This window comes from Paraburkholderia phenoliruptrix (assembly GCF_019511605.1).
GTDB lineage: Bacteria > Pseudomonadota > Gammaproteobacteria > Burkholderiales > Burkholderiaceae > Paraburkholderia > Paraburkholderia phenoliruptrix_A.
The window spans coordinates 226,265-247,727 of record NZ_JAEUAV010000001.1 but is presented as its reverse complement, the minus strand read 5'-3'; the positions used below and the strand labels follow the sequence as shown (position 1 = coordinate 247,727).

The following is a 21,463-nucleotide window of genomic DNA, read 5'->3' as shown; positions in this document are numbered from 1 at the left end:
CTCGCGGACAAGCGGCCCGAACCGCCACCTACGAAACTTCGGTTTGATTTATTGAACGGTTAGTCATAATATCGGTTGGATGAAACCAACCGGTCAACCTCATTCGTCGCCGAAGAAAGCGGGGGAAATGTGTCCGCGCGGACGGCCGCGCGAGTTCGACACGAATGCCGTGCTCGCCAGCGCGAGCCAGGTGTTCTGGAACCACGGCTACCACGCCACCTCTATCGACGACCTTTGCAAGGCTACCGGCCTGCTGCGCGGCAGCCTGTACGGCGTGTTCGGCGACAAGCACGGCATCATGCTTGCCGCGCTGGACCATTACGCCGAGGGTTCAGTGGCCCGGCTCGCCGAGCGGCTGAATGCGCCGGTGCCGCCGCAAGAGGCTCTGCGCGATGCCCTGCTCCATTACGCGCGCGTTGCCTGCGCGCTCTCCGGCGAGCGCAGCTGCTTCATCACCAACACTACCCTGGAAATGCAACCCGGCGACGACGAACTGCGCAGCCGCGTCGCCGCCATCCAGCGCCGTATGGCGACGTTGCTTGCAGCCTCGGTGATTCGCGGCCAGGCAAGCGGCGCATTCAGCTCTACACTCGACGAAAAAGCCGCCGGCGATTTTCTGCTGTGCGTCATGCAAGGTTTGCGCGTGCTGGGGCGCGTCGCGCACAAGGAAGACGCGCTGACCGGCATCGTCGAGGTTGCGATGCGGGCGCTCATCTAATTTTTTTATCTATTTATTGAACGATCAGTCATGAAATCTGAGCCGATCAAGTCGTCGTCGACGGCATGCGCCGAGGCCGATGGCGTGGCAGCCGCGCGAGGCGCCGCCGCCGCAGGCGTTGCCGTCTGCCCCGGACCTGTCGCGGCGAGCGCCGCGGCACAAAGCGCGACGGCCACCGCAAGACATCGCATGGCCAACACCGGCAGTCCCAGCAGGCACCCGGCACAGCCCGCGTCGTTGGTCGACCAACCCGCGCCCGCTTTTGCGCGTCAGGGGCTGGCTCTAGCCGTGCTGTTTATCGGCGCTTTTCTCGCGCCGCTCGACTATTTCATCGTCAATCTCGCGCTGCCGTCCATTCGCAGCGGCCTGAACGCGACCGACGCGCAACTGCAGCTCGTCGTATCGGCTTACTCCTCGGTGTACGCGGTGCTGCTGATTACCGGTGGCCGGCTCGGCGACCTGTTCGGCCGGCGCCGCATTTTCATGGCGGGCATGGCTGGGTTCGTGGTCGCCTCGGCCTTATGCGGCTTCGCGACGAGCGGCCACATGCTGGTGATCTCGCGCATCGTTCAGGGCATGGCGGCGGCAATCATGGCGCCACAGGTGCTGGCGACCATCCGCGCCGTCGTGCCGCTGCATCAGCAAACCCGCGTGATGAGTCTTTACGGCTTTGTGTTCGGCCTCTCGTCGATCGTCGGGCAGCTTGGCGGCGGCGCGCTGATTACCTATCACCCGTTCGGGCTCGACTGGCGCATCATCTTCCTCATCAATATTCCAATTGGCATCGTGGCGTTTCTCGGCACGTGGAGGTTCGTGCCCGAGAACCAGCCGGCTACGCGCACCAGCCTCGATATGAAGGGCGTCGCGTTGCTGTGCGCGGTGCTGCTGCTCGTGATCTACCCGATGACGCACGGCCGCGAAGCCGGCTGGCCGGCATGGACTTTCGCGATGTTCGCGCTCGCGGTGCCCGCGTTGGCGCTTTTTGTCGCCACCGAAAAGCGGGTGGAGCAGGGCGGCGGGCATCCGCTCGTCGATCTGCAGTTGTTTCGCAATCCCGCGTTTGCGCTGGGTCTCGCGCTCGCGTTTCTGTTCTATTGCAACAGCGCGTTCTTCCTGACCTACGGCATCTTTCTGCAGACCGGCTTGCACTGGACGCCGCTCGCCTCGGGCGTCGCCATCATGCCGTTCGCGGTCGGCTTCGTGATCGGGCCGCTGACCTCGCCGGCGGTCGTCGCGCGCATTGGCGCCCACGTGCTCACGCTCGGCTTTTCGCTGATGACGCTCGGTTTCGCGGTGACCGGCTGGGCCGCGACCGAGGCCGCAACGCCGGACCTCGCGTTCTATGCCGGTCTCGTGTGCGCGGGCGTCGGCCATGGTCTGCTGTTGCCCAACATCATGCGTATTGCGCTGCAGGAGGTCGCGCCTGAAAAAGCGGGGCTCGCGTCGGGCGTGGTGTCGTCGACCTTGCAGATCGGCTCGGCATTCGGCACGGCTGCGATCAGCGGCGCGTTCTTCGGCGCACTCGGCGCGGCGCATGCGACGGGTATGAGCAGCGGCCATGCTGCAAGCGCGACGCCCGCCGCGTATGCGCAAGCATTCCAGTTGAGTCTTGCGATCAACGCAGTGCTGATGTTCGCTTGCATCGGCCTGAGCGTGCTGCTGGTGCGGCATCAGCAACTCGCGTTGCGCCGCGCTGCGCGCACGCTTTAAAAGTGCGGCGCGGTAATCGTTTTCATGGCTGTGGCAGCGTAAAAATCATTAACGCTTTTCACACGGATTTCATTTAATTCGCCAGGCCATTTAGGGATGATTGCGTCATTCATAGGTAATCCGCAATGCGTGCTAAATGGCAGCAACCCTATGCCGATTCAACGGTGTTTCAGATTTGAAGCATTTTGCCGTGCACTATCTACTGCGCGGGCCGGCAGGGCCAGTAATTCTTGCGTTCTGTGCGCTCGCGCACGCTCGGCCTGCAACGCCTTGCGGGTGGCGACTCCGGTGTAACCCGCAATTGCACTGCGGCAAAGTGTCTTTCTCAGGCTTATTAGCGCGTTATTAATGAAAAGCGCTTGCCGACTTCATTTTCGATTGTTAATCTGAACGCGTTCTAGAGGCATCCCTCAGTTGGTCGTAGTCGATACACGGCGCAATGACTTGAATACTGCAAAAGTTCCGTAGAGGATTGAAAATGCTGACCGCTACCATTGACGCACTCACACCGCTTCCCGCCCGCTTCAGCACTGGCGACGTCGTCACGTTGAAAGATGGAGGCCCGCGCATGACGGTGACGTACGCAGGCCCGGTGGCGCTCAATCCTGGCGAATGGCTGGTGTGCGAGTGGTTCGACGAGCAGGGCGAATTGCGCCGCGAAATGTTTGCGCCTTCCAGCGTGCGTGCCGAGCCGCGTTCCATTCCGGCCGGATCGGTGCGGTGGAACCGCATGAGCCGCGCCGCATGAAGGCAGGGGTTAGCGCACGCTTATTTCTGCGGGCGATCTCGCGTCGTTTCGCGCCGCTGAACGCGCACCAGTAGCGCGGACGAAAACGCGCGCATGCTCACCAGTTTCCGTTTCTCCACCACTTCGCCCGCGAGATCCTTCGGCGGGTTCGGCTGCAACGACCAGTAGAGCGCGAGCAGCCAGCCAAGCACAGTCCATCCCAGGCACGCATTGAAGAGTGCAAGCGTCAGCACGTCGACGCGCTTGCGTCGATCGGCCAGAATCGCCGGCAGAAAATACAGCGCCAGCGCGATCACCACGGCGATGATCTGAATGGCAACGCGCTCATTCATATGCCGTCTCCCGAAACCTGAGTCGCCGCACGGCGGGTCGCCGCGTCACCGGCCTTGCGGGCGCGGCTCCTGTGCAAGGCCCGCGCAATGCGTGGGGCGTTGCGGCTCATCTACCGATTGTCGCGCGATTGTCGGCCGCGTGCAGCGTGGGTGAAAGCTTTCCAGTGCATCTCGGCAATTGGTTCGATGCAGCGCCGCGATTCCTGCGCAGCCGCAGAGGGTGAATGCCATTACGCACGCGCTGCACTCCTGTGCTGTGCCTTGCCGTGCGCTGCAATGCCGTATGCGCCCGTGGGGCGGGCCGTGGCATCGGCGCCAGGCTCGGAACACTTCAGCGCGGGCCGCATCAGGACTATCATGTCCGTTTCGAGTGAACGAAACCGTTACGGACTGCCATCATGATCTCCGACGATACGACCCAAGAGGCTCAGCGCCTGAACCCCGACACGCTGCGCGAATTCGTGGACCGCAAGTGGAACGACGAGATAGTGCCCGCGCTGACCGACTACATCGCGGTGCCCGCAAAGAGTCCCGCGTTCGACCCCGAGTGGGTGCAGCATGGCTACCTGGAGCGCGTCATTACCGACGCCGCGCAATGGGTCGAGCAGCAGCCGGTGCGTGGCCTCACGCTCGAGATCGTGCGCTTGCCGGGCCGCACGCCGGTGATTTTTTTCGAGACCCCGGCCACCCGTTCCGGCAGCGACGAAACCATCGTGCTCTACGGCCACCTCGACAAGCAGCCCGAGTTCGACGGCTGGCGCAGCGACCTCGGTCCGTGGACGCCGAAGCTGGAAAACGACAAGCTCTACGGACGCGGCGGCGCTGACGACGGCTATGCGATCTACGCGAGCATTACCGCGCTCGCCGCGCTGGACGCGCAAGGCGTCGAGCGGCCGCGCTGCGTCGGTCTGATTGAAACGTGCGAGGAGTCGGGCAGCTACGACCTGCTGCCGTATGTCGACGCATTGCGCGAGCGGCTCGGCAAGGTTGGTCTCGTGGTGTGCCTCGATTCGGGCGCCGGCAATTACGATCAGTTGTGGCTCACCACGTCGCTGCGCGGACTGGTCGCCGGCGATCTGGAAGTTCAGGTGCTCGACGAAGGCATTCACTCGGGCGGCTACGGCGGCATTGCGCCGTCGAGCTTTCGCATCATGCGGCAACTGTTCGACCGGCTCGAGGACGCGGCCAACGGCACGCTGCTGCCAAAGGGCTTTCACTGCCCGATTCCCGCCGAGCGTTTGCGCGAAGCCGAGGCCACCGCGCACATTCTCGGCGACGACGTGTGGAAAAAGTTGCCGTGGGCGTGCGGCCAGGACGGCCGCCAGGTGCTGCCTACCACGACCGACCCGAAAGAGGCCTTGCTCAACTCGACGTGGCGTCCGTCGCTTTCCGTGACCGGCGCGGCCGGCTTGCCCGCACTTGCCGACGCCGGCAACGTGCTGCGTCCGCGCACCGCGTTCAAGTTGTCGCTGCGCCTGCCGCCGCTGATCGAAGCGGAAAAGGCCGTCGCGGAACTGAAGGCGCTGCTCGAACTCGACCCGCCGTACAACGCCAGGGTCACCTTCAAGCCGGACGCCGGCGCGGCGAGCGGCTGGAGCGCGCCCGAACTCGCGCCGTGGCTCGCCACTGCGCTAAACGACGCCTCGCGCGCGCATTACGGCGCGGACGTCGCGTACATAGGGCAGGGCGGCACGATTCCGCTGATGAACGTGTTGAAGGCCGGCTTTCCGCAGTCGCAGTTCATGGTATGCGGTGTGTTGGGGCCGAAGTCCAATGCACACGGGCCCAATGAGTTCCTGCACGTGCCGTACGGCAAGAAGCTGACGGCGGCGGTCGCCCAGGTGATTGCAGCAGCGCCCTGATCGGGCGGCGCGCGGCTCGTCGGGCGTGGCGAGCCGGCGCGCCCGCGCGCAGCCTCGCCAGCAATCCGAGCCGCGCCCGCAGAAAAATGCAACGGCGCGACGGGAAGGCCGGCAAGAGACATCGGCACTCTCAACCGGGAACGCCGGGTTAGGTGAATCCGGCTGGACACTTACCTCGAAAATTCGTCTTTCAGCGCCGCGTAGATCCTGCGATACCGCGCGAGCCGGTCCTCGGTCACGGTCCGGTGCGCTGCGTCGGGTTCGCATATCTCGATCGTTGCGGGAGACGTGCACACCTCGTTGATGTTCTCTTTCGTGACGGCCAACCGCGCAAGCCGTGCAGCGCCCAAAGCGGCGCCCACATCTCCGCCATGATGGCGGCGCATTGCAACGCCTGTGGCCGTTGCGCAGAGCTTCGCCCAGAAACGGCTACGCGAGCCGCCTCCGATGAAAGACGCCGTGTCCAGCGCCGTCCCGGCGCTTTGTAGCGCTGCGTAGCCGTCGGCCATCGCGAACGCCACGCCTTCCATAACGCTGTATGCAAGGTCGGCCTCACTGTGAGCGCCCGTCAGCCCCCAGAACACACCCTTCGCATTCGCGTCATTGTGAGGCGTACGCTCGCCGCTCAGGTACGGCAGGAAGAGCGGTGCGCCCCGCGCGTCGGCCTGCTCGGCCAGGCCGGCAGCCTCGACGACGTCCTTCTTGAGCACGCCGGACAGCCACGCGAGACTCGAAGCCGCCGACAGAATGACGCTCATCTGGTGCCAGCGGTCCGGCAGGCAATGGCAGAACGCGTGCACCGCCTGGGCGGGATTCGGCGCAAACCGGTCGGTCCCGGCAAACAGCACGCCAGACGTGCCCAATGACAGAAACGCGCTACCGGCGTCGACGACGCCCATGCCGATCGCGCTTGCTGCGTTATCGCCCGCACCGCCGCAAAGCAGCACTGGGCTCGCAATGCCCCATTCGCGCCGCAATGTATCGTTCAATTGAGCCGCAGCCTCGCTGCCTTCTACCAGCCTCGGCATGTGCTCACGCGAAAGCCCGGTCGCGGCGAGCATCCTGTCCGACCAGTCGCGCTTCGCGACGTCGAGCCACAGTGTGCCCGACGCATCGGACATCTCGGAGACGAACTCACCGGTGAGCCGCCACGCCACGTAGTCCTTGGGCAACAGGACCTTGTGCGCTGCGCGGAACACCGCCGGTTCATATTTGGACAGCCAGAGCAGTTTCGGCGCGGTGAAACCCGGCATCGCAAGGTTGCCGGTAATCGAGCGCGACTCGGGGACTAGCGCTTCGAGTTCCACACATTCGGCAAACGCCCTGGTGTCGTTCCACAGGATCGCCGGGCGTAACACCTGACCGGCGCGATCAAGCAGGGTCGCGCCGTGCATCTGTCCAGATAACCCGATACCGCGTAGCGCCGAAAAGCCTGCGGGATTGGCCGCCCGCACCTGCGCGATTGCATCAAGCGTGGCGTGCCACCACGCCTGCGGGCTCTGTTCGGACCAGTGGGGGTGAATATGCTCGACTTCGAGTCGTGCACCGCCGGTGGCGATCGTGTGCGATTCGTCGTCTGTGAGCAGCGTTTTTACCTCGGAGGTCCCGAGGTCGATTCCAAGGAATGTCAAGAGTGTCGTCCCGGTTTTGCGGCCGGCTCGCCTTGCCGAAGCAAAACGTCAAGCCGCGATCATGTGTTCGTTAAGCTGATGCAGCGCGCGAAACTTCGATGGCGGCATCGCCTTCGTTGCAAGGAATTGACGATTGAAGTTCGACAGATTGTTAAAGCCGACGCGATAGCAGATCTCCGTCACGCTGAGCGTCGAACACATAAGCAGCTCACACGCTTCGTTGATCCGCAGCCGGTTCTGGTACTGCACGAACGTACACCCGGTATGTCGCCGGAAAAAGCGTGTGAAGGTGCTCACGCTCATGCCGGCAAGCTCGGCGACATCGGCTTCGCGCAATGTGCCCGGCAGGTTCTGCTGAATGTACGAGAGCACCTGATTGATCGTGGACTGCATGTAGCGATGCGCGTTGACATCGTATGCGGGTCCCGCGAGTAATCTGCGCTCGGTGCACGACGACAACCTGTCAAAGATCGACATCAACAATTCGACGCGCCGACAACCGTGCGAAACAGCAAGCTCGAGCATCATCGGCGCAATCGCCAAGCCCACCGCGTCAGGAAACTGTATTCCCCGCGCTGCATCGTCGATCAGGCCGACTATCGAGTGCAATTCCGGGAAGGCGGCCACCATGCGTTCGACCGCGTCGCGCGAAAACTGGAGAACCACGTCGCGTGACGGCACGGTTTCGCGCTCGCCGACTTCGCTGATCCAGTTGTGCGGTAAATTCGGCCCGGTGATCACCAGGTTGCCTGGCGCGAAGTCACCAATGAAATCACCGACAAAAAACTTGCCGGTGGACGCCCGGATCACGTGAATTTCATACTCGGGATGAAAGTGCCATTTCGCTACCGTATGCGGATAGTCGTGCGCCCAGGCACGGAACGACTCGTCCCGTCGCGTGTGCACCAACTCCAGGTCTGGATTCATACCGCTTCTCCTCCTCGGCCGTCTGGACGCCGCGTCTTCTTCTGTTAATGCAAAGCCGCTCCCTGTACTCCCGCATCCTGATGTGACGAAGCTGCGTGCGTTGTTCCGGTGCTCTCAGCAACAGGCAACGAGACGTTCTGCTCCGTCTGCGCGTCGAAAACGTGCAGGTCGGCTACCTTGAACTGAAACGTTACCACGCTATTCAGCTCGGGTAGCTCGTCCGCCGGCACCAGCGCGGCCAGGCGTTCGCCGCCGGATTCGAAGGTGACGAGCGCCTCTGCGCCCAGCAGTTCGATCAGTTCCACTTTGCCGCGAAGCCTCAGCGAGCCGGACTCGTCGTCTGCGGATGCCACCTTCAGATAATTTGGCCGGATCGCCAGTTTCACCGCCTGGCGGTCCTGCAGTCCTGCGAAACGCGGCCCGGGTAGCGCCCAGCGCTGCCCCTGCACCTGCACGAAGCACGTTTCACCTGTCCGTTCGATCGTCCCGGATATGACATTAATGGCGGGTGTGCCGATGAACCCGGCGGCGAACAGCGTTCGCGGGAAATGGTAGAGATCGGATGGCGTGCCGGCCTGCTCAATACGCCCGCCGCGCATCAGAATCACCCGGTCGGCGAGCGTCATGGCCTCCAATTGGTCATGCGTCACATACACTGTCGTGGTTCTCAGGCGCTGGTGTAGCCGCTTGATGTCGCCTCGCAACTGGGCTCGCAGTTTCGCGTCGAGGTTGGACAGCGGCTCATCGAAAAGGAACACCTCTGGCGTCTTGATCATTGCCCGGGCGATCGCAGCGCGCTGCTGCTGGCCGCCCGACATTGCGCGCGGTTTGCGATCGAGCAACGCGTCGAGGTTCAGCATCGCAGCGACTTCCCGCACGCGACGGTCGATCTCTGCAGCCGGCACCTTGAGCCGGCGCAGGCCAAACGCGACGTTGTCATACACAGTCATGTGCGGATATAGCGCGTAGTTCTGAAACACCATTGCGACGTTACGCTCGCGCGCCGGCAAGTCGTTCACGACGGTGTCACCAATTGCGAGTTCTCCGCCCGTGATAGCTTCGAGACCTGCAATCATGCGAAGCATCGTGGACTTGCCACATCCGGATGGCCCGAGCAACACCACGAACTCGCTGTCGCGGATCTCCATATCGAGCGGATGCAGCACTGGCGGCCCGCCGTCGTAACGTTTCGTGAGGCCCCTGCAGACGATTTTGGCCATGGCTTAGTCCATCTCGATCTGGATCTTGACGTTGTCCGGGCGCCCGGCTGCCGCCTCTTCAAACGCGCTCAGGCTGTCGGCGAACGCGAACTTGCGCGAGATGAACGGCTTCACGTCGATCATTCCCGAGCTGATGAGCGCGAGCGCGCGCGGAAACATGTTCGCGTAGCGAAACACCGATTCAAGTCGCGCTTCTTTCGCCTGCATGGCGACGACGTCAAGCGGCACGCGGTCGACCGGCATCCCGACCAGGACCGCGCAGCCACCGGGACAAAGCAGATCGAACAGGTCGTCGAATACCTTCGCGTTGCCACTCGCTTCGAACACGACGTCGGCACCCCAGCCTGTGGTGACTTCCCGAACCACATCGGCCAGCCGTTGCTGCGCCACATTGACTGTCGTCACTGCCCGATTGTCGGCGAAGAGAGCCAGCTTTTCCTTGACCACATCGGCCAGAATCACGCGCGACGCGCCGCCTGCCAGTGCGGCGAGGGCGGTCATCGCGCCGATTGTCCCCGCGCCGATGACGACGGCGACATCGCCGGGTTTCATCGCAGCCTTCTTGGCGGCCTGTAGCCCGATAGACAGTGGCTCGACGATCGCGCCCTCGGCGAACGAGACATTGTCGGGAAGCCGGAAGGTGAATGCCGCGGGATGCACGACATAAGGCGTGAGGCAACCGTGAATGGGCGGCGTTGCCCAGAAACGAACCGCAGGGTCCAGGTTGTACAGGCCGCGCATCGTCGCGGGCGAATCGAACGAAGGAATGCCCGGCTCCATGCAAACGCGGTCGCCCATCCGCAGGTGCGTGACCTCGCGGCCGGTTTCGACCACCGTTCCCGACGCTTCGTGGCCCAGCACCATCGGTGCTTCGACCTTGAATGGTCCGATGCGTCCGTGCGTGTAGTAATGGACGTCGCTACCGCAAACGCCAACCGTATGAATCTTGATCTTGACGTCGCGAGGACCGACTTCGAGCGGCAGGTCGATATCGCGCAGCGCGAGTTGGCGCGCTTCTTCGAGTACGAGGGCTTTCAAAACGATCTCCTTACTTGCCTTTGAGCATTGAATTCAACAGCCGGCTCAGCACGCCGACAAAAATGATCGGAGGAAGAGCGAGCAGGACGGTGGATGCATTGATCACGCCCCACGGCACCTCCTGCCCGAGCGAAGTGAATGCGGACGCAACGACCGGCAGCGTCGCGCTTCTCGACGATGTCAACGCGAGTGCGATCATCAGTTCGTTCCAGACCAGTACGAAGCTGAACACGATGCCGCCCATCAGCGTGGTTGCGCTGATCGGCAGTGCAATGCGCCAGAACACGCCGTACGGGCCGTAACCGTCCAACGTGGCGGCTTCTTCCACCTCGCGAGGCAGGCGCTGAAATACCGGAATGGACAGCCATGTAATGGTCGACAACGTGACCAGCAGATACGTGACCACCATCGAGAACTTCGTGTCGTAAAGTCCCAGGTCGACCCAGATAGCGATCAACGGTATGGCGACCGCGACCGGCGGCAGGAATCGCAGCGACAACAGGAAGAACTGGATGTCGCGCTTGCCCGGCACGTGATAGCGCGCGATGACATAGGCAGCCGGAACGCCAAGCAGCGCGCCGAGCACGACAGCAAGACCTACGATGGAAAGGCTGTTTGCCAGTCCGATCAGAACCTCGGGGCTCGACACGACCTGTCGGTAGTTCTCGAGCGTCGGCGAAAAAATGAAACGCGGCGTCGGCGTGACGATGTCGAGCAGATTCTTCAGCGAATTGAGGAACGCCCAAAATATCGGAAACACGGCGACCACTGCGAGCACAAGGCCAAATGACCATGCGGTACTGCGCGAGATCAGTCTTCCCATTTGTTCACCCGCTTCCAGATGAAGGTGAAAATCACCGTGGTCGCAACCATCATCAGCACGGCCATACTCGACGCATAGGAGACCTTTCCGGACAAGCCGATACCTTGCGAATACGCATACATGTCGAGGGTTTCCGTGGTGATGCCCGGTCCGCCTTTCGTCATTACGTAGACCAGATCGAACGAGCGCAGCGATTCCACCATCTTGATGAACACCAGACTCATGATCGGCACCTTCAGCATCGGCAATGCGATATACGCGTAGACCTGCCAGGTGCGCGCATAGTCGAGTCGGGCGGCCTCGAGCGGCTCGGGCGGCAGCGTCTCGAGCAGTTTCAGTACGACGACCGCGAAGAACAAGCCCCACTGCCAGATGTCGACGAGTGCCACCGCGTACAGCGCCAGGTGCGGATCGGACAGAAACGCCGTGTTTCCGATTCCGAGCAGGCCAAGAAACCAGCCAAGAATGCCTGTAAGAGGCGAATACATGAACTTCCAGATGAAGGCCGCCGACACTCGCGGTAGAAGCACCGGCACAATCAGCAACAGCGAAATGACACTGCGCATCCGGCCATGAATCTGCTCGAACAGATAGATTGCAACCAGAACGCCGACCACGACCGAGCCGACGACCGTGGCAATTTCCCAGATCGCCGATACCTCGATGGAATTGAGGAACCGTCTATCCGAAAAGAGCCGCAGGAAATTGCGCAGCCAGACGTACTCGCTGTCCGGGTAGCGCAGCACGCGATTTTTCAGCGCGAGGTTGATTGCGGCCACGGTAGGAACCAGACCGAGGACCGCCATCAACGCGAGAGGCGGTCCGAGAAATACGAACGGAAGGCTTGTTTTGCCCCGATTGAACATTGACTTCTCCAACAGCGTAAAGTCCGCGAACTCAGTGTTCCCGTGAGACCACGACCGGATCTGCAGTGCCCCTTGCGACGCAACGCGTGCGGCAAGCAAGGGGCGCCCACGTTACTTCTTCACGCCATGTTCCATTGCGTCGCGAGCGTACTGAACAGCGTCGTTCAAGGTGGCCTGAACGTCCGGCTGCGTACCCGTGAACACCTCCTCCAGCGCGATACCGAGGTTGTCGCCGATATCCGGCCACTGCGGGCTTGACCAGATCGTGACCTTCGTCACCGGATTGGTATCGTTCAGGCCGGCGAGAATCTGCGGCTTGACGTGCTTCTGGAAGTAATCGCTCTTTATCGTGCTCGAGCGGTTGTAGTCGCTAAAGACGTTGTCGCGAAGGCGGGCCTGCTCCTGATCCTTGCCTGTCGCCCAGGCAATGAACTTGCCTGCCGCCTGACGCGTGCATTCGTCCTTCGCGCCGACAGAAGAAATTGCGAGGCCATGACCATAGGCTGCCGACGGCAACGGTGCTGGCGGCCTGACGTATCCCACCTTGTCCGCCACGCTGGATTTGGTCGGATCTTCCATCCAGTCGGCAAACGGCGTCGATTCGATCATGAACGCGACCTTGCCGGAGCGGAACGCTTCGAGCGCGTTGCTCCAGTCGTACGTCGAAGAACCCGGGGGCGCGTATTTGAAGAGATCCCGGTAGAGTTGCGTCGCCTTCACCGCGCCTGGCGAATTGAAGGATGGAGCCTGATTCCTGTCGGTCCAGGTCCCGCCCTCGGCGAGCATGAATGGCGCCCAGCGCCACACGTTCATGCCGGACCCGCGTTGCCCGCGTGCAACCCAACCGTACATGTTAGGCGGGGCATTGAGCTTCTTGATGTCCGCGACGAGCTCGTCGAGCGTTTTCGGCACCGGGAGATGCGCTTTCTCGAGAATGTCGCGACGGTAGAACAGGAAATCGCCCCCGCCGATCAGCGGAGCAAAATACGCGACACCCTTATAGCTTGCTACCGCGCGCCGGCCTGGCAGGAAGTCGTCGTAGTCGGCGTCTTTCGGGTAGTACTTCAGCAGCGGCACGATCCAACCCGCTGATGCGAATTCGGCGACGTTCGCCTCGTCAACGTAATAGATCTGGTAGGAACCCGCGCCCGTTGACGCGTCGAGTCGCGATTTCGAACGGCGGTCGTTTTCGCCAAAGTAGTTGATTTCAATCCGGGTGCCGCTGCGCTTTTGATAGTCCGGCAGCGACTTCTCCATGACTGACAGGCCGAGACTCTTCTGGGCGAGCATCTTGAGCACGGGAACGTTGCAGGTCTGTGCTGTCGCGAGCATGGGAACGCTTGCGCCCAGAAACGCGCAAGCTGTGAGCAATGGGATGGGTTTCACTCTCGTCTCCGCTTTTGGAATGTTCTTTGGCATCGCCATACGGGTGCTGCGATTCAGAGCAGACCAGGCGTACGGTGACGAGAACTGTAGTGGCCGCGGCCAATGTCCAGCCACTGCAAAAGACGGAAGCCGCCGATACTTTTTGCTCGCACTTTGGGTGCGCTGCACAAAATGTGTCAGTGACCGGAGCTCAGGTAGCCTGCGAGCGGATATGCGCAGGAAAGAACAGCGTGCAGTGTTCCTATTTGATGGCGATTTCTGTGTGCCGCGCTTCGCGTCAGTCGATGGGCGGTACCGCACCTTCGAGCAAGGTCTTGATGAGCCGCGCACGACGCTTTTCGAGGTCCGCGATTTGCCGCTCGATAGCTTGGAGCCTCATTCGCTGGGCGTCGGTGATCTGGTCGCAGGAGCGGGCGCCTTCGATCAGAAGCATGCAGTCCGGAAAGCCACGAATATCGTCGATAGTGAAACCGGTCGCGATCATGCGCTGAATCTGCTTGACCTGCGTGACTGCTTTCTCTGGGAACATGCGGTAGCCGTTACTCGCACGTACCGAGGCGAGCAGACCATGTTCGTCGTAGTGCCGGATGGACCGCACGCTCGCGCCGGTGAGTTGCGAGAGTTGTCCGATCGTGAGCAGTTCGCGTGAAGGCGTGTTTTTCATGAGGAGCACACTAGCACAATTTGCTTGACTCTCACATCAGTGTGAGGGTTGACACTGCGCTCACTGGTACTCTTTCAGGAAAGACAATGAGCTTGCGAGCGTTCTCTCACTTTTTGATCCCGGCGTTGTGTGCGGCGACCCTGCTTGCGTCTGCATCCAACGCGATAGCGGCGCCTACCAGCTATATGGTCACATCGGCGGATGGGGTGAAGCTGGCGGTTCAGGAAAGCGGTGATCCGAACGGCCCGCCTATCATCCTGGTGCATGGGCTGCTCGGCAGCCGCCTGAACTGGGACGCGCAGGTGCAGAGCCCCGCATTGCGCCAATACCGGATCATTACGTACGATCTGCGCGGCCACGGTCTGTCGGATAAGCCGTCGGGCCGGGAGCCGTATCACGACGGAAGCCGTTGGGGAGACGACCTCGCAGCGGTGGTGCAGGGCTCACACGCGCGCAAGCCCGTTTTGGTCGGCTGGTCGCTCGGCGGCGTGGTGATATCGAACTACCTCGCAAAGTATGGCGATCGGGCGATTGCGGGTGCTGTGTATGTCGACGGCGTGGTCGAGCTTGCGCCGGGTCAGATTGTCGACCATCCCGACGTTTACCGGGACATGAATTCGCCGGATCTGAAGACGCATCTGGACGGCGAGCGCACCTTCGTCGGACTGTGTTTCAACCATCGGCCCGACGCCGATACATTCGACCGGCTGCTCGCGAACGCCGCGATGGCATCGTGGGACATGCAAAAAGAAGTGCCGACGATGACGGTGTTCGCTGCAGAAGGGCTCGGCAAAGCCCGCGTACCGCTGCTTTTCATCTACGGCGCCGAGGACGCGCTGGTCAATACGCGGGCCACGTTGGCTCGCGCGACCGCACTGAATCCCCGCGTCGTCAGCAAGGTGTACACGGACTCGGGTCATGCGCCGTTCATCGAGGAAGCCGAGCGCTTCAATCGCGATCTGGCCGAGTTCGTCAGGTCGGCGTCGCAGCAATGAAGCCGCGTTTTACGAGGAGATGAGCATGGCGCATGGAGTTGGGCACGACTTCTTCCCGGGCTTCGACAGGCTTGATCTGGAAGCAGGCGATGTCTCGTTTCGCGGCAGGATCGGCGGGAGCGGGTCGCCGGTTCTGCTTTTGCATGGCTACCCGCAAACGCACATTGCGTGGCGATTCATTGCGCCGACGCTCGCCAGGTCGCACACCGTCATCGTGCCGGATCTGCCGGGGTACGGCGACAGCCGGACCCGCAACGATCAGCCGCGTTGGACCAAACGTCGTGTAGCCGGCGCGCTCGTCGCGCTGATGGACCGGCTCGGGCACGAACGCTTCGCCGTGGTCGGACATGACCGGGGCGCGCGGGCCGGATACCGGCTTGCGCTCGACCACCCTCGACGCGTCGCGGCGTATGCGTCGCTGACCGTGATACCGACGCTCGATGCATTTGCAACTATCGACAAGACATTCGCGCTGAACGCCTGGCACTGGTTCTTCCTGGCGCAGCCGGGCGATCTCCCGGAGCGAATGCTTGCGGCCGACCCGGACGCTTATCTCGACACTGCACTGGCGAAGATGGCCGGCGGTCTCGAGCGGATCGATCCGTTGGTCCTCGATGTCTATCGAAACGCGTTCAGGAATCCGCACGTGCGCCACGCCATCTGCGAAGACTATCGGGCCGCTGCTTCCGAGGACCTGGAGCACGATGCAAGCGACGCAGCTGCGGGACGCAAACTCGCTTGTCCGGTTCTTGTACTGTGGAGCGAGAGAGAGCAGAGGGCTGCAAGCATGCCGCCCCTCGATGCATGGTCTCGATGGGCAGCGAACGTGACGGGCAGGGCGGTGCCCGGCGGCCATCTGCTGCCGGAGGATGCGCCGGATGTGGTGTTGTCGTCCCTTCAGAGTTTTCTGGCCGGACAGTAAAATCGTGGCGGACGCAGGATCGGACACGCCCGTGTCCGATCCTGTGCATTGTGTTGTGCGGCTTAGCACATGCCGCCATTCGCGCGCACGATCTGGCCGTTGATCCAGCCCCCTTGCGAGCCCACCAGGAACGCGACCACGCTCGCGATGTCTTCGGTCTGCCCGAGCCGCTCCAGCGGATTCATTTTCGCCATGCGGTCGATGAGTTCGGGGCTTTTGCCGGCGAGGAACAGATCCGTAGCAACGGGCCCGGGCGCCACGGCGTTCACAGTGATGCCACGCCCGCGCATTTCCTGTGCGAGAACCTGCGTGAGTCCTTCGACGGCGCACTTCGTGGCGATATAAACCGCATACGTCGGCAGGCGTACACCGGTCACGCTCGTCGTGAGATTCACGATGCGCCCGCCGTCACGCACCCGGCGCGCGGCTTCGCGCGACACGTTGAACGCACCCTTGAAATTGATGGCCACAGTTCGATCGAACGTGGCGTCGTCGAAATCCACGATCTTTGCCTGCTTCATGATACCGGCGCTGTTGACGACGACGTCGATTCCGCCATACGCTTTTTGCGCGGCGTCGAACAGGGCGACGGTAGCGGCCGGATCGGCAATGTCTGCTTTGACGGGCAAGGCGTCGCCACCCGCCTCGCGAATCTTAGCGGCGACTTCCTCTGCGGGACGTGCCTCGTTCGCGTAGTTGACGACCACCCGGAATCCGTCTTGTGCGAGGCGAATGGCGATTTCGGCGCCAATGCCGCGCGAAGAACCGGTGACGATGGCAACCTTGCCAGACGTTGAGGACATAACGCGCTCCTTGAGATGAGTGCCCGGTCGCGGTCGACGCGCGTCGCACGACCCGTACCGGGCGGTTGAGTGAATGGTTTATAGAGAGATGGCATCGCGCCGCGCCGCAGAGTCGGCACGCGCGCCGACGCCGCGTGCCGGTTCAGGTGGGAACGTGGACTTGCGGCACGAGCAGATCGCCTAGCCCCACCCGATGCAGCATCTCGGCCCGCAGCCGGTCCAGAACGGTAAAGCCCACATTCGCACCGTCTTCCGCAGGGTCGATATGCACGCGAAACGGCCGCTTGCCGAAAGGTGCGTCCACCACCTTCACGATAGCGTCGGCGACGAGGCTCGCGTCGGCGTCCGGTGGGACGATGGCGGCGAAGGCTTCCTGAACCTCCTTGCCGAAGCCGGCGTACGGTCCCGTTTCGTACTCCGCGGCGCGAGCCTGATCGGCGGGCAGCCCTGCGTGCGGGAAGTGGTTGGTGCCGTGTGTGAAAGCACCCGGCACGATGATCGACGTTTCGATGCCCCAGCGCGACAGCTCGCGCGCGTAGAGCACGGCGATGGCGTCCATTGCAGCCTTCGCGCCGAAGTAGGGCGCAAGATACGGCGGCGTGCCGCCCGCCGCGCTGCTGCTCGATACCCAGACCACGAGCCCTCGCTTCTGGCGGCGCAGGTGCGGCAGCACCGCACGGTTCACGCGCTGCGTGCTCACCACATTGACGTCGTAGAGTTGCGCGTACTGTTCCGGCGTGAACGCTTCGGCCGGACCGAATGCCATGTGACCAGCGTTGTGGATCAGCACGTCGATACGGCCGGCATCGGCGATGACTTTCGCGACTGCGGCTTCCACCGACGCTTGCGACGACACGTCGAGTTCCACCGTGCGCAGGTCGGTGCCGGCTTCACGCGCGAGGGCCGCCATTTCTTCGGCCACCGATGCATTGCGGCCGTGTGTGTCGCGCATCGACGCATAGACGGTGTAGCCGGCTTTCGCCAGCGCTTCGGCAGTCAGGCGCCCGAAGCCGCTAGAGGCGCCGGTGATGAGAACGACTTGGTTCATGATCGAATTTCCTTGAACGGTTGAATGGAGTGAAACGCGGGTCAATGGACGACCCATGAAGTCATGCGTCGTGCTCGTCGCGGACAGCGGGTTGCGGAACGACGGACCATCGCTCTTCGATGCGTCCGAACTTCCATATCGCGGCCGATACGGCCCACGTCGCCACGAAAAGTCCGACGATGGCGTAGCCCGCTTCGTTGAGATCGACGCTCGCGGTCCATGCCTGAAAGACGCCGTGCTTGCCTGCTGCGCCGAGCGCGGCGTCAAGCAGGCCGAGCACTTCGATGGTCGCGATGCCCACCGCAACACTGGTGGAAAGACCGGTCACGACGAGGTTGTAGTAGATCTTGCGCACGGGCTTGTCGAGCGCCCATCGGTAGGCATAGCTCATGAACGAGCCGTCGATGGTGTCGAACAGCAGCATGCCCGCCGCGAACAGCACGGGCAGGCAGAGGATCGCGTACCACGGCAGCCCCGATGCCGCGCCCGAGCCCGTCAGCACGAGCAGCGCGATTTCCGTGGCGGTATCGAAACCGAGGCCGAACAGCAGACCGACCAAATACATCTGCGCGGGCTTGCTCACGATGCGCATGAGCGGCGCGAGCACGCGGTTCACGAGGCCGCGCGATTCCAGGCGCTGCGCGAGATACGCGTCGTCGTAGCGGCCGCTCTTCATTTGCCGGAAAACGCGGTAGATGTCACGGAACGCAGCCACGTTCAGCAGCGCGATCACAAAGAGAAAGCCGCTCGAAATGACCGCGCCCAGCACGCCCGTCACTGTGCGCAGCGTCGAGCCGCTGTCGACCAACTGACTCGACACTGAACGCATGCTCACCGCGATCAGCAAAGAGAGGCCGAACACGATGCTCGAATGACCGAAAGAAAACCAGAATCCGACCGACAGACAAGGCTTGCCTTCGCCCACGAGCTTGCGCGTGGTGTTGTCGATGGCGGCGATATGGTCGGCGTCGAACGCGTGGCGCATGCCGAGCGCGTAGGCAGCAATGCCCGCGCCGATACCCAATGCCGTGGCGGTCCCGCCGCGATGCAGCGGCGCGACGAGAGCGAGCAGCGTGCCCCAGCCGACAAGGTGGAGGAGCGCGATGAAACCGCCCATCGCGGCAACAGGACGTGTAGACATGGCGGACCGATCAATAGAGGGGAAGCGGGTTGGTACGACGGAGCGGCACGCCCGGCGGCGCGCGGCTTGCGCGGCCGGGCGTCGCAATGTCATGCGACGGCTTTGGGCACGTACGGAAACGTGGACGAAGGTTTCGACGTGACCGACTCCTTGCCGATGCCGAGACTGATCGGCGTGTTCGCGGCCATCGTGAACATCACGTCGGGCGCGTTGTCCGTCATGGTCCGGCCGTTCCACAGCGCGACGCCGAACACGGCAGGCGTGCCCACCGAGTACGGCAGGATGTTGGGCAGAAAGCGGTGCGCCACGGCCGTGGCATAGCCCTCTGGGTCTTCGCTAGTGCCGTTGGCCCGCACGGCCCCGGCAATGGACTGGATGAGTTGCGCGCCATACGTCTTGAAGTCGTCGGCGGGACGGCCGGCATTCAGACGGTCGCCAAGGTCTTCGTTGTACTGCGTGAAGAGTGGATGAATCATGGGCAGGCCCACGCGGTTGATGGACCGCCAGCCGCCTGCGTCCGTGGCGAGCGTCGCAACTGCCCATACACCGATCTTGCGGTTGGCACCGGCTGTTGCGAGCAGCTCGGCGTCCGGTATCTCCAGCACGATCGAGTACACAGTGTGCCCCGCGAAGAGGTTGCGCGCGTCGGCGGGTTGCCAGTTGCCGAGATCGAGCGGTGTGCCGTCCTGAAACGCATGGCCTACCGCATGGAGGACGTCCGGTTCGATCCAGAAAGGGTCCCCTGCAAGGCCCGCCCACACGCGCAGACCAGAAGGCGTTGTCACTGTTTCGTCCGTGCCGCCGCGCGCTACCACGTCGCCCTGCGCATGCGGGTCCGTTGCTTGGGCGCCGGCAATGCGGCGCACGACGAAGCGCTGTTTTCCCTGCGCGTCGCGTTCGTGGAACGCAATGCGATAAGTCACGTCCTCGATGGCGTCGTCATCGAGATCGATCTTGAATTCGTAGAAGCCTTCGGGATGGTAGCCGGGCGTGCGTCCTTCCCCCGCTATCGAGTGGCACACGTTGATCACCAACGCGGTGCCGGTTTCGCCGCGAAAGCAGTAGAGATCCGTGATGTCGAGGCGCACGTCCTGGCGGGCGAGCGGGGAGTCGAGATGGTGAGACATGATTCGATCCTTTCCGTAAGGTCAACGACGATGGAGCGGCGCCGCATCGCGTGCGCCGGTTGCCGCGCATTGCGCTGGACGACGGAAAGGAGTGTCGCGCGCGAGGGGGGCGCGCGCTGTCGGCAAACGTGAGGGCCTTGCGGATTTGCACGACGACGTCGCGCTCGCACGCGACTACTCGCCTGGCTACGCGTTGGCAGCAGGGCCTTGCGTGCCCGCGGCGTTCGGCACCCGCAACAGGTGAAGGGCGATCAACGTGGCGGCGGCGGACGCGCACACGTACCACCCGGCGGCGGTCTGCGAGCCGCTCCATGAGGCGACGCAGGCAACGACGAACGGCGTCGTGCCGCCGAACAGCGCGACGCCCGTGGCATAGACGACGGACATGGCAAGCGCCCGCCCGCGTGCCGGAAACATTTCGAGGATCACGACGATGGACGGTCCGCCTGCGAGCGCGGAGAGCCCCGCGAACAGCGCGACGACGCAAAACAGCGCGCCGGGTTGCGGATGCGAGGCCGCGTAGTGGAACGAGGGGACCGCGGACAGCATCGTCAGCGCGCGGGCGAACGCGATGGTGCGCAACTGGCCGATGCGGTCCGCGAGCCAGCCGCCCGCTACCGAAAGCGCCAGCGTCACCATGCCGACCGCGGCGGTGGTTGCGAACGAGGCGTACGCGGACGGCGACGCACCTGCCACGCCGAACGTGGTCGCGTAGGTGGCCACGTAGGTGGGCACAGTGCCGCCGAAGATCAGCACGACGGCGAGCAGCCATTGCCAGCGCAAGCGGACCAGCCTGCCGCGGAACTGTTGCCCGTCATGCGGCGGCTGCCACGTCTCGGCAATATGACGGCGCAGATAGATCTGCACGGGAATGAGTGCTGCTGCGAGCGCGAAGGGCACGCGCCAACCCCAGCGCCCGATCTGCTCCGGGGTGAGGAGGTCGTGCAGCACGATGCCGCAGGCGCCCGCCGCGACGAGCGCGAGCCCTTGCCCCGCCATCAGCCAGCCGGCGTACAGGCTCTTTTGGCCGGCCGGGCAATGTTCGATCAGCAAGGCTCCCGACGAGCCCATCTCTCCGCCCACGGCCAGACCTTGCAGGATCCGGCAAAGCAACACCGCTATCGGCGCCAATATGCCGAGCGTCGCATAACCCGGCGTGAGTGCCACGCCGAGCGAGCCGGCGGTGACGAGTGCCGCCGTCAGCAACAACGCCGGCTTGCGCCCGGCCGTGTCCGCCTGTGTACCGATGACAAGCGCACCGACAGGCCGCGACAGGAATCCGGCCGCGAACGTGCCGAGCGAGAGCAGCGTTGCGCAAGCGCCCACGGCGTGCGGAAAGAACGCACGCGCGATGAACGCGGCGAAGACCGTGTAGCAGAAGTAGTCGAAGAATTCGATCGCGTTCGCGAGCACGATCGTGGCCAACGTCCCTGGTGCGAGACGGTGCGAAGCCGTTGCGTCGGCGTGGTCGTAGCCGGGGGAGCGGTGCATGCGGCTCGCGC

General features: G+C 63.1%; 20 protein-coding genes. 6 read left to right on the top strand and 14 right to left on the bottom strand.

Going from position 1 to position 21,463, the window contains the following annotated elements; all coding sequences use genetic code 11:
* Positions 1-79: 79 nt before the first annotated feature.
* The 3 genes from JNB89_RS01050 (at position 80) to JNB89_RS01040 (ending at position 3,176) form a co-directional block, all read left to right on the top strand.
* Positions 80-718 (top strand): TetR/AcrR family transcriptional regulator, encoded by a 639-nt coding sequence (locus JNB89_RS01050; RefSeq protein WP_218741392.1) that lies wholly within the window; start codon positions 80-82, stop codon positions 716-718.
* 30 nt (positions 719-748) lie between these two features.
* Positions 749-2,428 carry an MFS transporter gene (locus tag JNB89_RS01045; protein ID WP_220360917.1) on the top strand — a complete coding sequence of 560 codons (1,680 nt, stop codon included), beginning with the start codon at positions 749-751 and terminating at the stop codon, positions 2,426-2,428.
* A 478-nt stretch (positions 2,429-2,906) separates the two neighbouring features.
* On the top strand, positions 2,907-3,176 hold the full coding sequence (locus JNB89_RS01040) for a YodC family protein (RefSeq protein WP_220360916.1): 270 nt from the start codon (positions 2,907-2,909) through the stop codon (positions 3,174-3,176).
* A 20-nt stretch (positions 3,177-3,196) separates the two neighbouring features.
* Here JNB89_RS01040 and JNB89_RS01035 read toward each other — a convergent pair whose 3' ends face one another.
* Positions 3,197-3,508 (bottom strand): superinfection immunity protein, encoded by a 312-nt coding sequence (locus JNB89_RS01035; protein WP_220360915.1) that lies wholly within the window; start codon positions 3,506-3,508, stop codon positions 3,197-3,199.
* A 398-nt stretch (positions 3,509-3,906) separates the two neighbouring features.
* On the opposite strand from JNB89_RS01035, the gene JNB89_RS01030 reads away from it, so the two are divergent.
* Entirely contained in the window at positions 3,907-5,370 is a 1,464-nt protein-coding gene (locus tag JNB89_RS01030; protein WP_220360914.1) for a M20 family metallopeptidase, read from the top strand.
* Between the two features lie 170 nt (positions 5,371-5,540).
* Here the strand turns inward: JNB89_RS01030 and xylB are convergent, their stop codons facing one another.
* The 8 genes from xylB to JNB89_RS00990 form a co-directional block, all read right to left on the bottom strand.
* The gene (gene xylB / locus JNB89_RS01025; protein WP_220360913.1) at positions 5,541-7,001 is read right to left on the bottom strand and encodes a xylulokinase; all 1,461 of its coding nucleotides are present in this window, start codon (positions 6,999-7,001) and stop codon (positions 5,541-5,543) included.
* A 48-nt stretch (positions 7,002-7,049) separates the two neighbouring features.
* Positions 7,050-7,928 carry an AraC family transcriptional regulator gene (locus tag JNB89_RS01020; protein ID WP_013341305.1) on the bottom strand — a complete coding sequence of 293 codons (879 nt, stop codon included), beginning with the start codon at positions 7,926-7,928 and terminating at the stop codon, positions 7,050-7,052.
* 44 nt (positions 7,929-7,972) lie between these two features.
* The gene (locus JNB89_RS01015) at positions 7,973-9,148 is read right to left on the bottom strand and encodes an ABC transporter ATP-binding protein (protein WP_220360912.1); all 1,176 of its coding nucleotides are present in this window, start codon (positions 9,146-9,148) and stop codon (positions 7,973-7,975) included.
* Positions 9,149-9,151: 3 nt separating this feature from the next.
* On the bottom strand, positions 9,152-10,186 hold the full coding sequence (locus JNB89_RS01010; protein WP_220360911.1) for an NAD(P)-dependent alcohol dehydrogenase: 1,035 nt from the start codon (positions 10,184-10,186) through the stop codon (positions 9,152-9,154).
* Positions 10,187-10,196: 10 nt separating this feature from the next.
* Positions 10,197-11,009: a carbohydrate ABC transporter permease gene (locus tag JNB89_RS01005; RefSeq protein WP_013341302.1), complete on the bottom strand. Its 813-nt coding sequence runs from the start codon at positions 11,007-11,009 to the stop codon at positions 10,197-10,199.
* Entirely contained in the window at positions 10,997-11,875 is an 879-nt protein-coding gene (locus JNB89_RS01000; RefSeq protein ID WP_135891987.1) for a carbohydrate ABC transporter permease, read from the bottom strand. The genes JNB89_RS01005 and JNB89_RS01000 overlap by 13 nt, the downstream gene beginning before the upstream one ends.
* Before the next feature lie 111 nt (positions 11,876-11,986).
* Positions 11,987-13,294 (bottom strand): ABC transporter substrate-binding protein, encoded by a 1,308-nt coding sequence (locus JNB89_RS00995; RefSeq protein WP_085955145.1) that lies wholly within the window; start codon positions 13,292-13,294, stop codon positions 11,987-11,989.
* Positions 13,295-13,538: 244 nt separating this feature from the next.
* Positions 13,539-13,925, bottom strand: a complete 387-nt coding sequence (locus tag JNB89_RS00990; RefSeq protein WP_220360910.1) for a MerR family transcriptional regulator — start codon at positions 13,923-13,925, stop codon at positions 13,539-13,541.
* A gap of 86 nt (positions 13,926-14,011) precedes the next feature.
* Here JNB89_RS00990 and JNB89_RS00985 point away from each other — a divergent pair, with 86 nt between their 5' ends.
* Both JNB89_RS00985 and JNB89_RS00980 read left to right on the top strand, forming a co-directional pair.
* The gene (locus JNB89_RS00985) at positions 14,012-14,920 is read left to right on the top strand and encodes an alpha/beta fold hydrolase (RefSeq protein WP_220360909.1); all 909 of its coding nucleotides are present in this window, start codon (positions 14,012-14,014) and stop codon (positions 14,918-14,920) included.
* Positions 14,921-14,945: 25 nt separating this feature from the next.
* On the top strand, positions 14,946-15,842 hold the full coding sequence (locus JNB89_RS00980; protein ID WP_220360908.1) for an alpha/beta fold hydrolase: 897 nt from the start codon (positions 14,946-14,948) through the stop codon (positions 15,840-15,842).
* Between the two features lie 62 nt (positions 15,843-15,904).
* Here the strand turns inward: JNB89_RS00980 and JNB89_RS00975 are convergent, their stop codons facing one another.
* From JNB89_RS00975 to JNB89_RS00955, 5 genes are all read right to left on the bottom strand, one after another.
* Positions 15,905-16,645, bottom strand: coding sequence for an SDR family oxidoreductase (locus JNB89_RS00975; protein ID WP_013341296.1), 741 nt, complete (start codon positions 16,643-16,645; stop codon positions 15,905-15,907).
* 142 nt (positions 16,646-16,787) lie between these two features.
* On the bottom strand, positions 16,788-17,693 hold the full coding sequence (locus tag JNB89_RS00970) for an SDR family oxidoreductase (RefSeq protein WP_013341295.1): 906 nt from the start codon (positions 17,691-17,693) through the stop codon (positions 16,788-16,790).
* Between the two features lie 61 nt (positions 17,694-17,754).
* Entirely contained in the window at positions 17,755-18,834 is a 1,080-nt protein-coding gene (locus tag JNB89_RS00965; protein WP_223216664.1) for a HoxN/HupN/NixA family nickel/cobalt transporter, read from the bottom strand.
* 89 nt (positions 18,835-18,923) lie between these two features.
* Positions 18,924-19,961: a DUF4331 family protein gene (locus JNB89_RS00960; protein ID WP_220360907.1), complete on the bottom strand. Its 1,038-nt coding sequence runs from the start codon at positions 19,959-19,961 to the stop codon at positions 18,924-18,926.
* 186 nt (positions 19,962-20,147) lie between these two features.
* Positions 20,148-21,452: an MFS transporter gene (locus JNB89_RS00955; protein WP_220360906.1), complete on the bottom strand. Its 1,305-nt coding sequence runs from the start codon at positions 21,450-21,452 to the stop codon at positions 20,148-20,150.
* Positions 21,453-21,463: the final 11 nt, after the last annotated feature.

Coding starts and splice junctions, on each gene's coding strand:
- JNB89_RS01050 (WP_218741392.1), top strand. CDS start 80: ATGAAACCAACCGGTCAACCTCATTCGTCGCCGAAGAAAGCGGGGGAA.
- JNB89_RS01045 (WP_220360917.1), top strand. CDS start 749: ATGAAATCTGAGCCGATCAAGTCGTCGTCGACGGCATGCGCCGAGGCC.
- JNB89_RS01040 (WP_220360916.1), top strand. CDS start 2,907: ATGCTGACCGCTACCATTGACGCACTCACACCGCTTCCCGCCCGCTTC.
- JNB89_RS01035 (WP_220360915.1), bottom strand. CDS start 3,508: ATGAATGAGCGCGTTGCCATTCAGATCATCGCCGTGGTGATCGCGCTG.
- JNB89_RS01030 (WP_220360914.1), top strand. CDS start 3,907: ATGATCTCCGACGATACGACCCAAGAGGCTCAGCGCCTGAACCCCGAC.
- JNB89_RS01020 (WP_013341305.1), bottom strand. CDS start 7,928: ATGAATCCAGACCTGGAGTTGGTGCACACGCGACGGGACGAGTCGTTC.
- JNB89_RS01015 (WP_220360912.1), bottom strand. CDS start 9,148: ATGGCCAAAATCGTCTGCAGGGGCCTCACGAAACGTTACGACGGCGGG.
- JNB89_RS01005 (WP_013341302.1), bottom strand. CDS start 11,009: ATGGGAAGACTGATCTCGCGCAGTACCGCATGGTCATTTGGCCTTGTG.
- JNB89_RS01000 (WP_135891987.1), bottom strand. CDS start 11,875: ATGTTCAATCGGGGCAAAACAAGCCTTCCGTTCGTATTTCTCGGACCG.
- JNB89_RS00995 (WP_085955145.1), bottom strand. CDS start 13,294: ATGCCAAAGAACATTCCAAAAGCGGAGACGAGAGTGAAACCCATCCCA.
- JNB89_RS00990 (WP_220360910.1), bottom strand. CDS start 13,925: ATGAAAAACACGCCTTCACGCGAACTGCTCACGATCGGACAACTCTCG.
- JNB89_RS00985 (WP_220360909.1), top strand. CDS start 14,012: ATGAGCTTGCGAGCGTTCTCTCACTTTTTGATCCCGGCGTTGTGTGCG.
- JNB89_RS00980 (WP_220360908.1), top strand. CDS start 14,946: ATGGCGCATGGAGTTGGGCACGACTTCTTCCCGGGCTTCGACAGGCTT.
- JNB89_RS00975 (WP_013341296.1), bottom strand. CDS start 16,645: ATGTCCTCAACGTCTGGCAAGGTTGCCATCGTCACCGGTTCTTCGCGC.
- JNB89_RS00970 (WP_013341295.1), bottom strand. CDS start 17,693: ATGAACCAAGTCGTTCTCATCACCGGCGCCTCTAGCGGCTTCGGGCGC.
- JNB89_RS00965 (WP_223216664.1), bottom strand. CDS start 18,834: ATGTCTACACGTCCTGTTGCCGCGATGGGCGGTTTCATCGCGCTCCTC.
- JNB89_RS00960 (WP_220360907.1), bottom strand. CDS start 19,961: ATGTCTCACCATCTCGACTCCCCGCTCGCCCGCCAGGACGTGCGCCTC.
- JNB89_RS00955 (WP_220360906.1), bottom strand. CDS start 21,452: ATGCACCGCTCCCCCGGCTACGACCACGCCGACGCAACGGCTTCGCAC.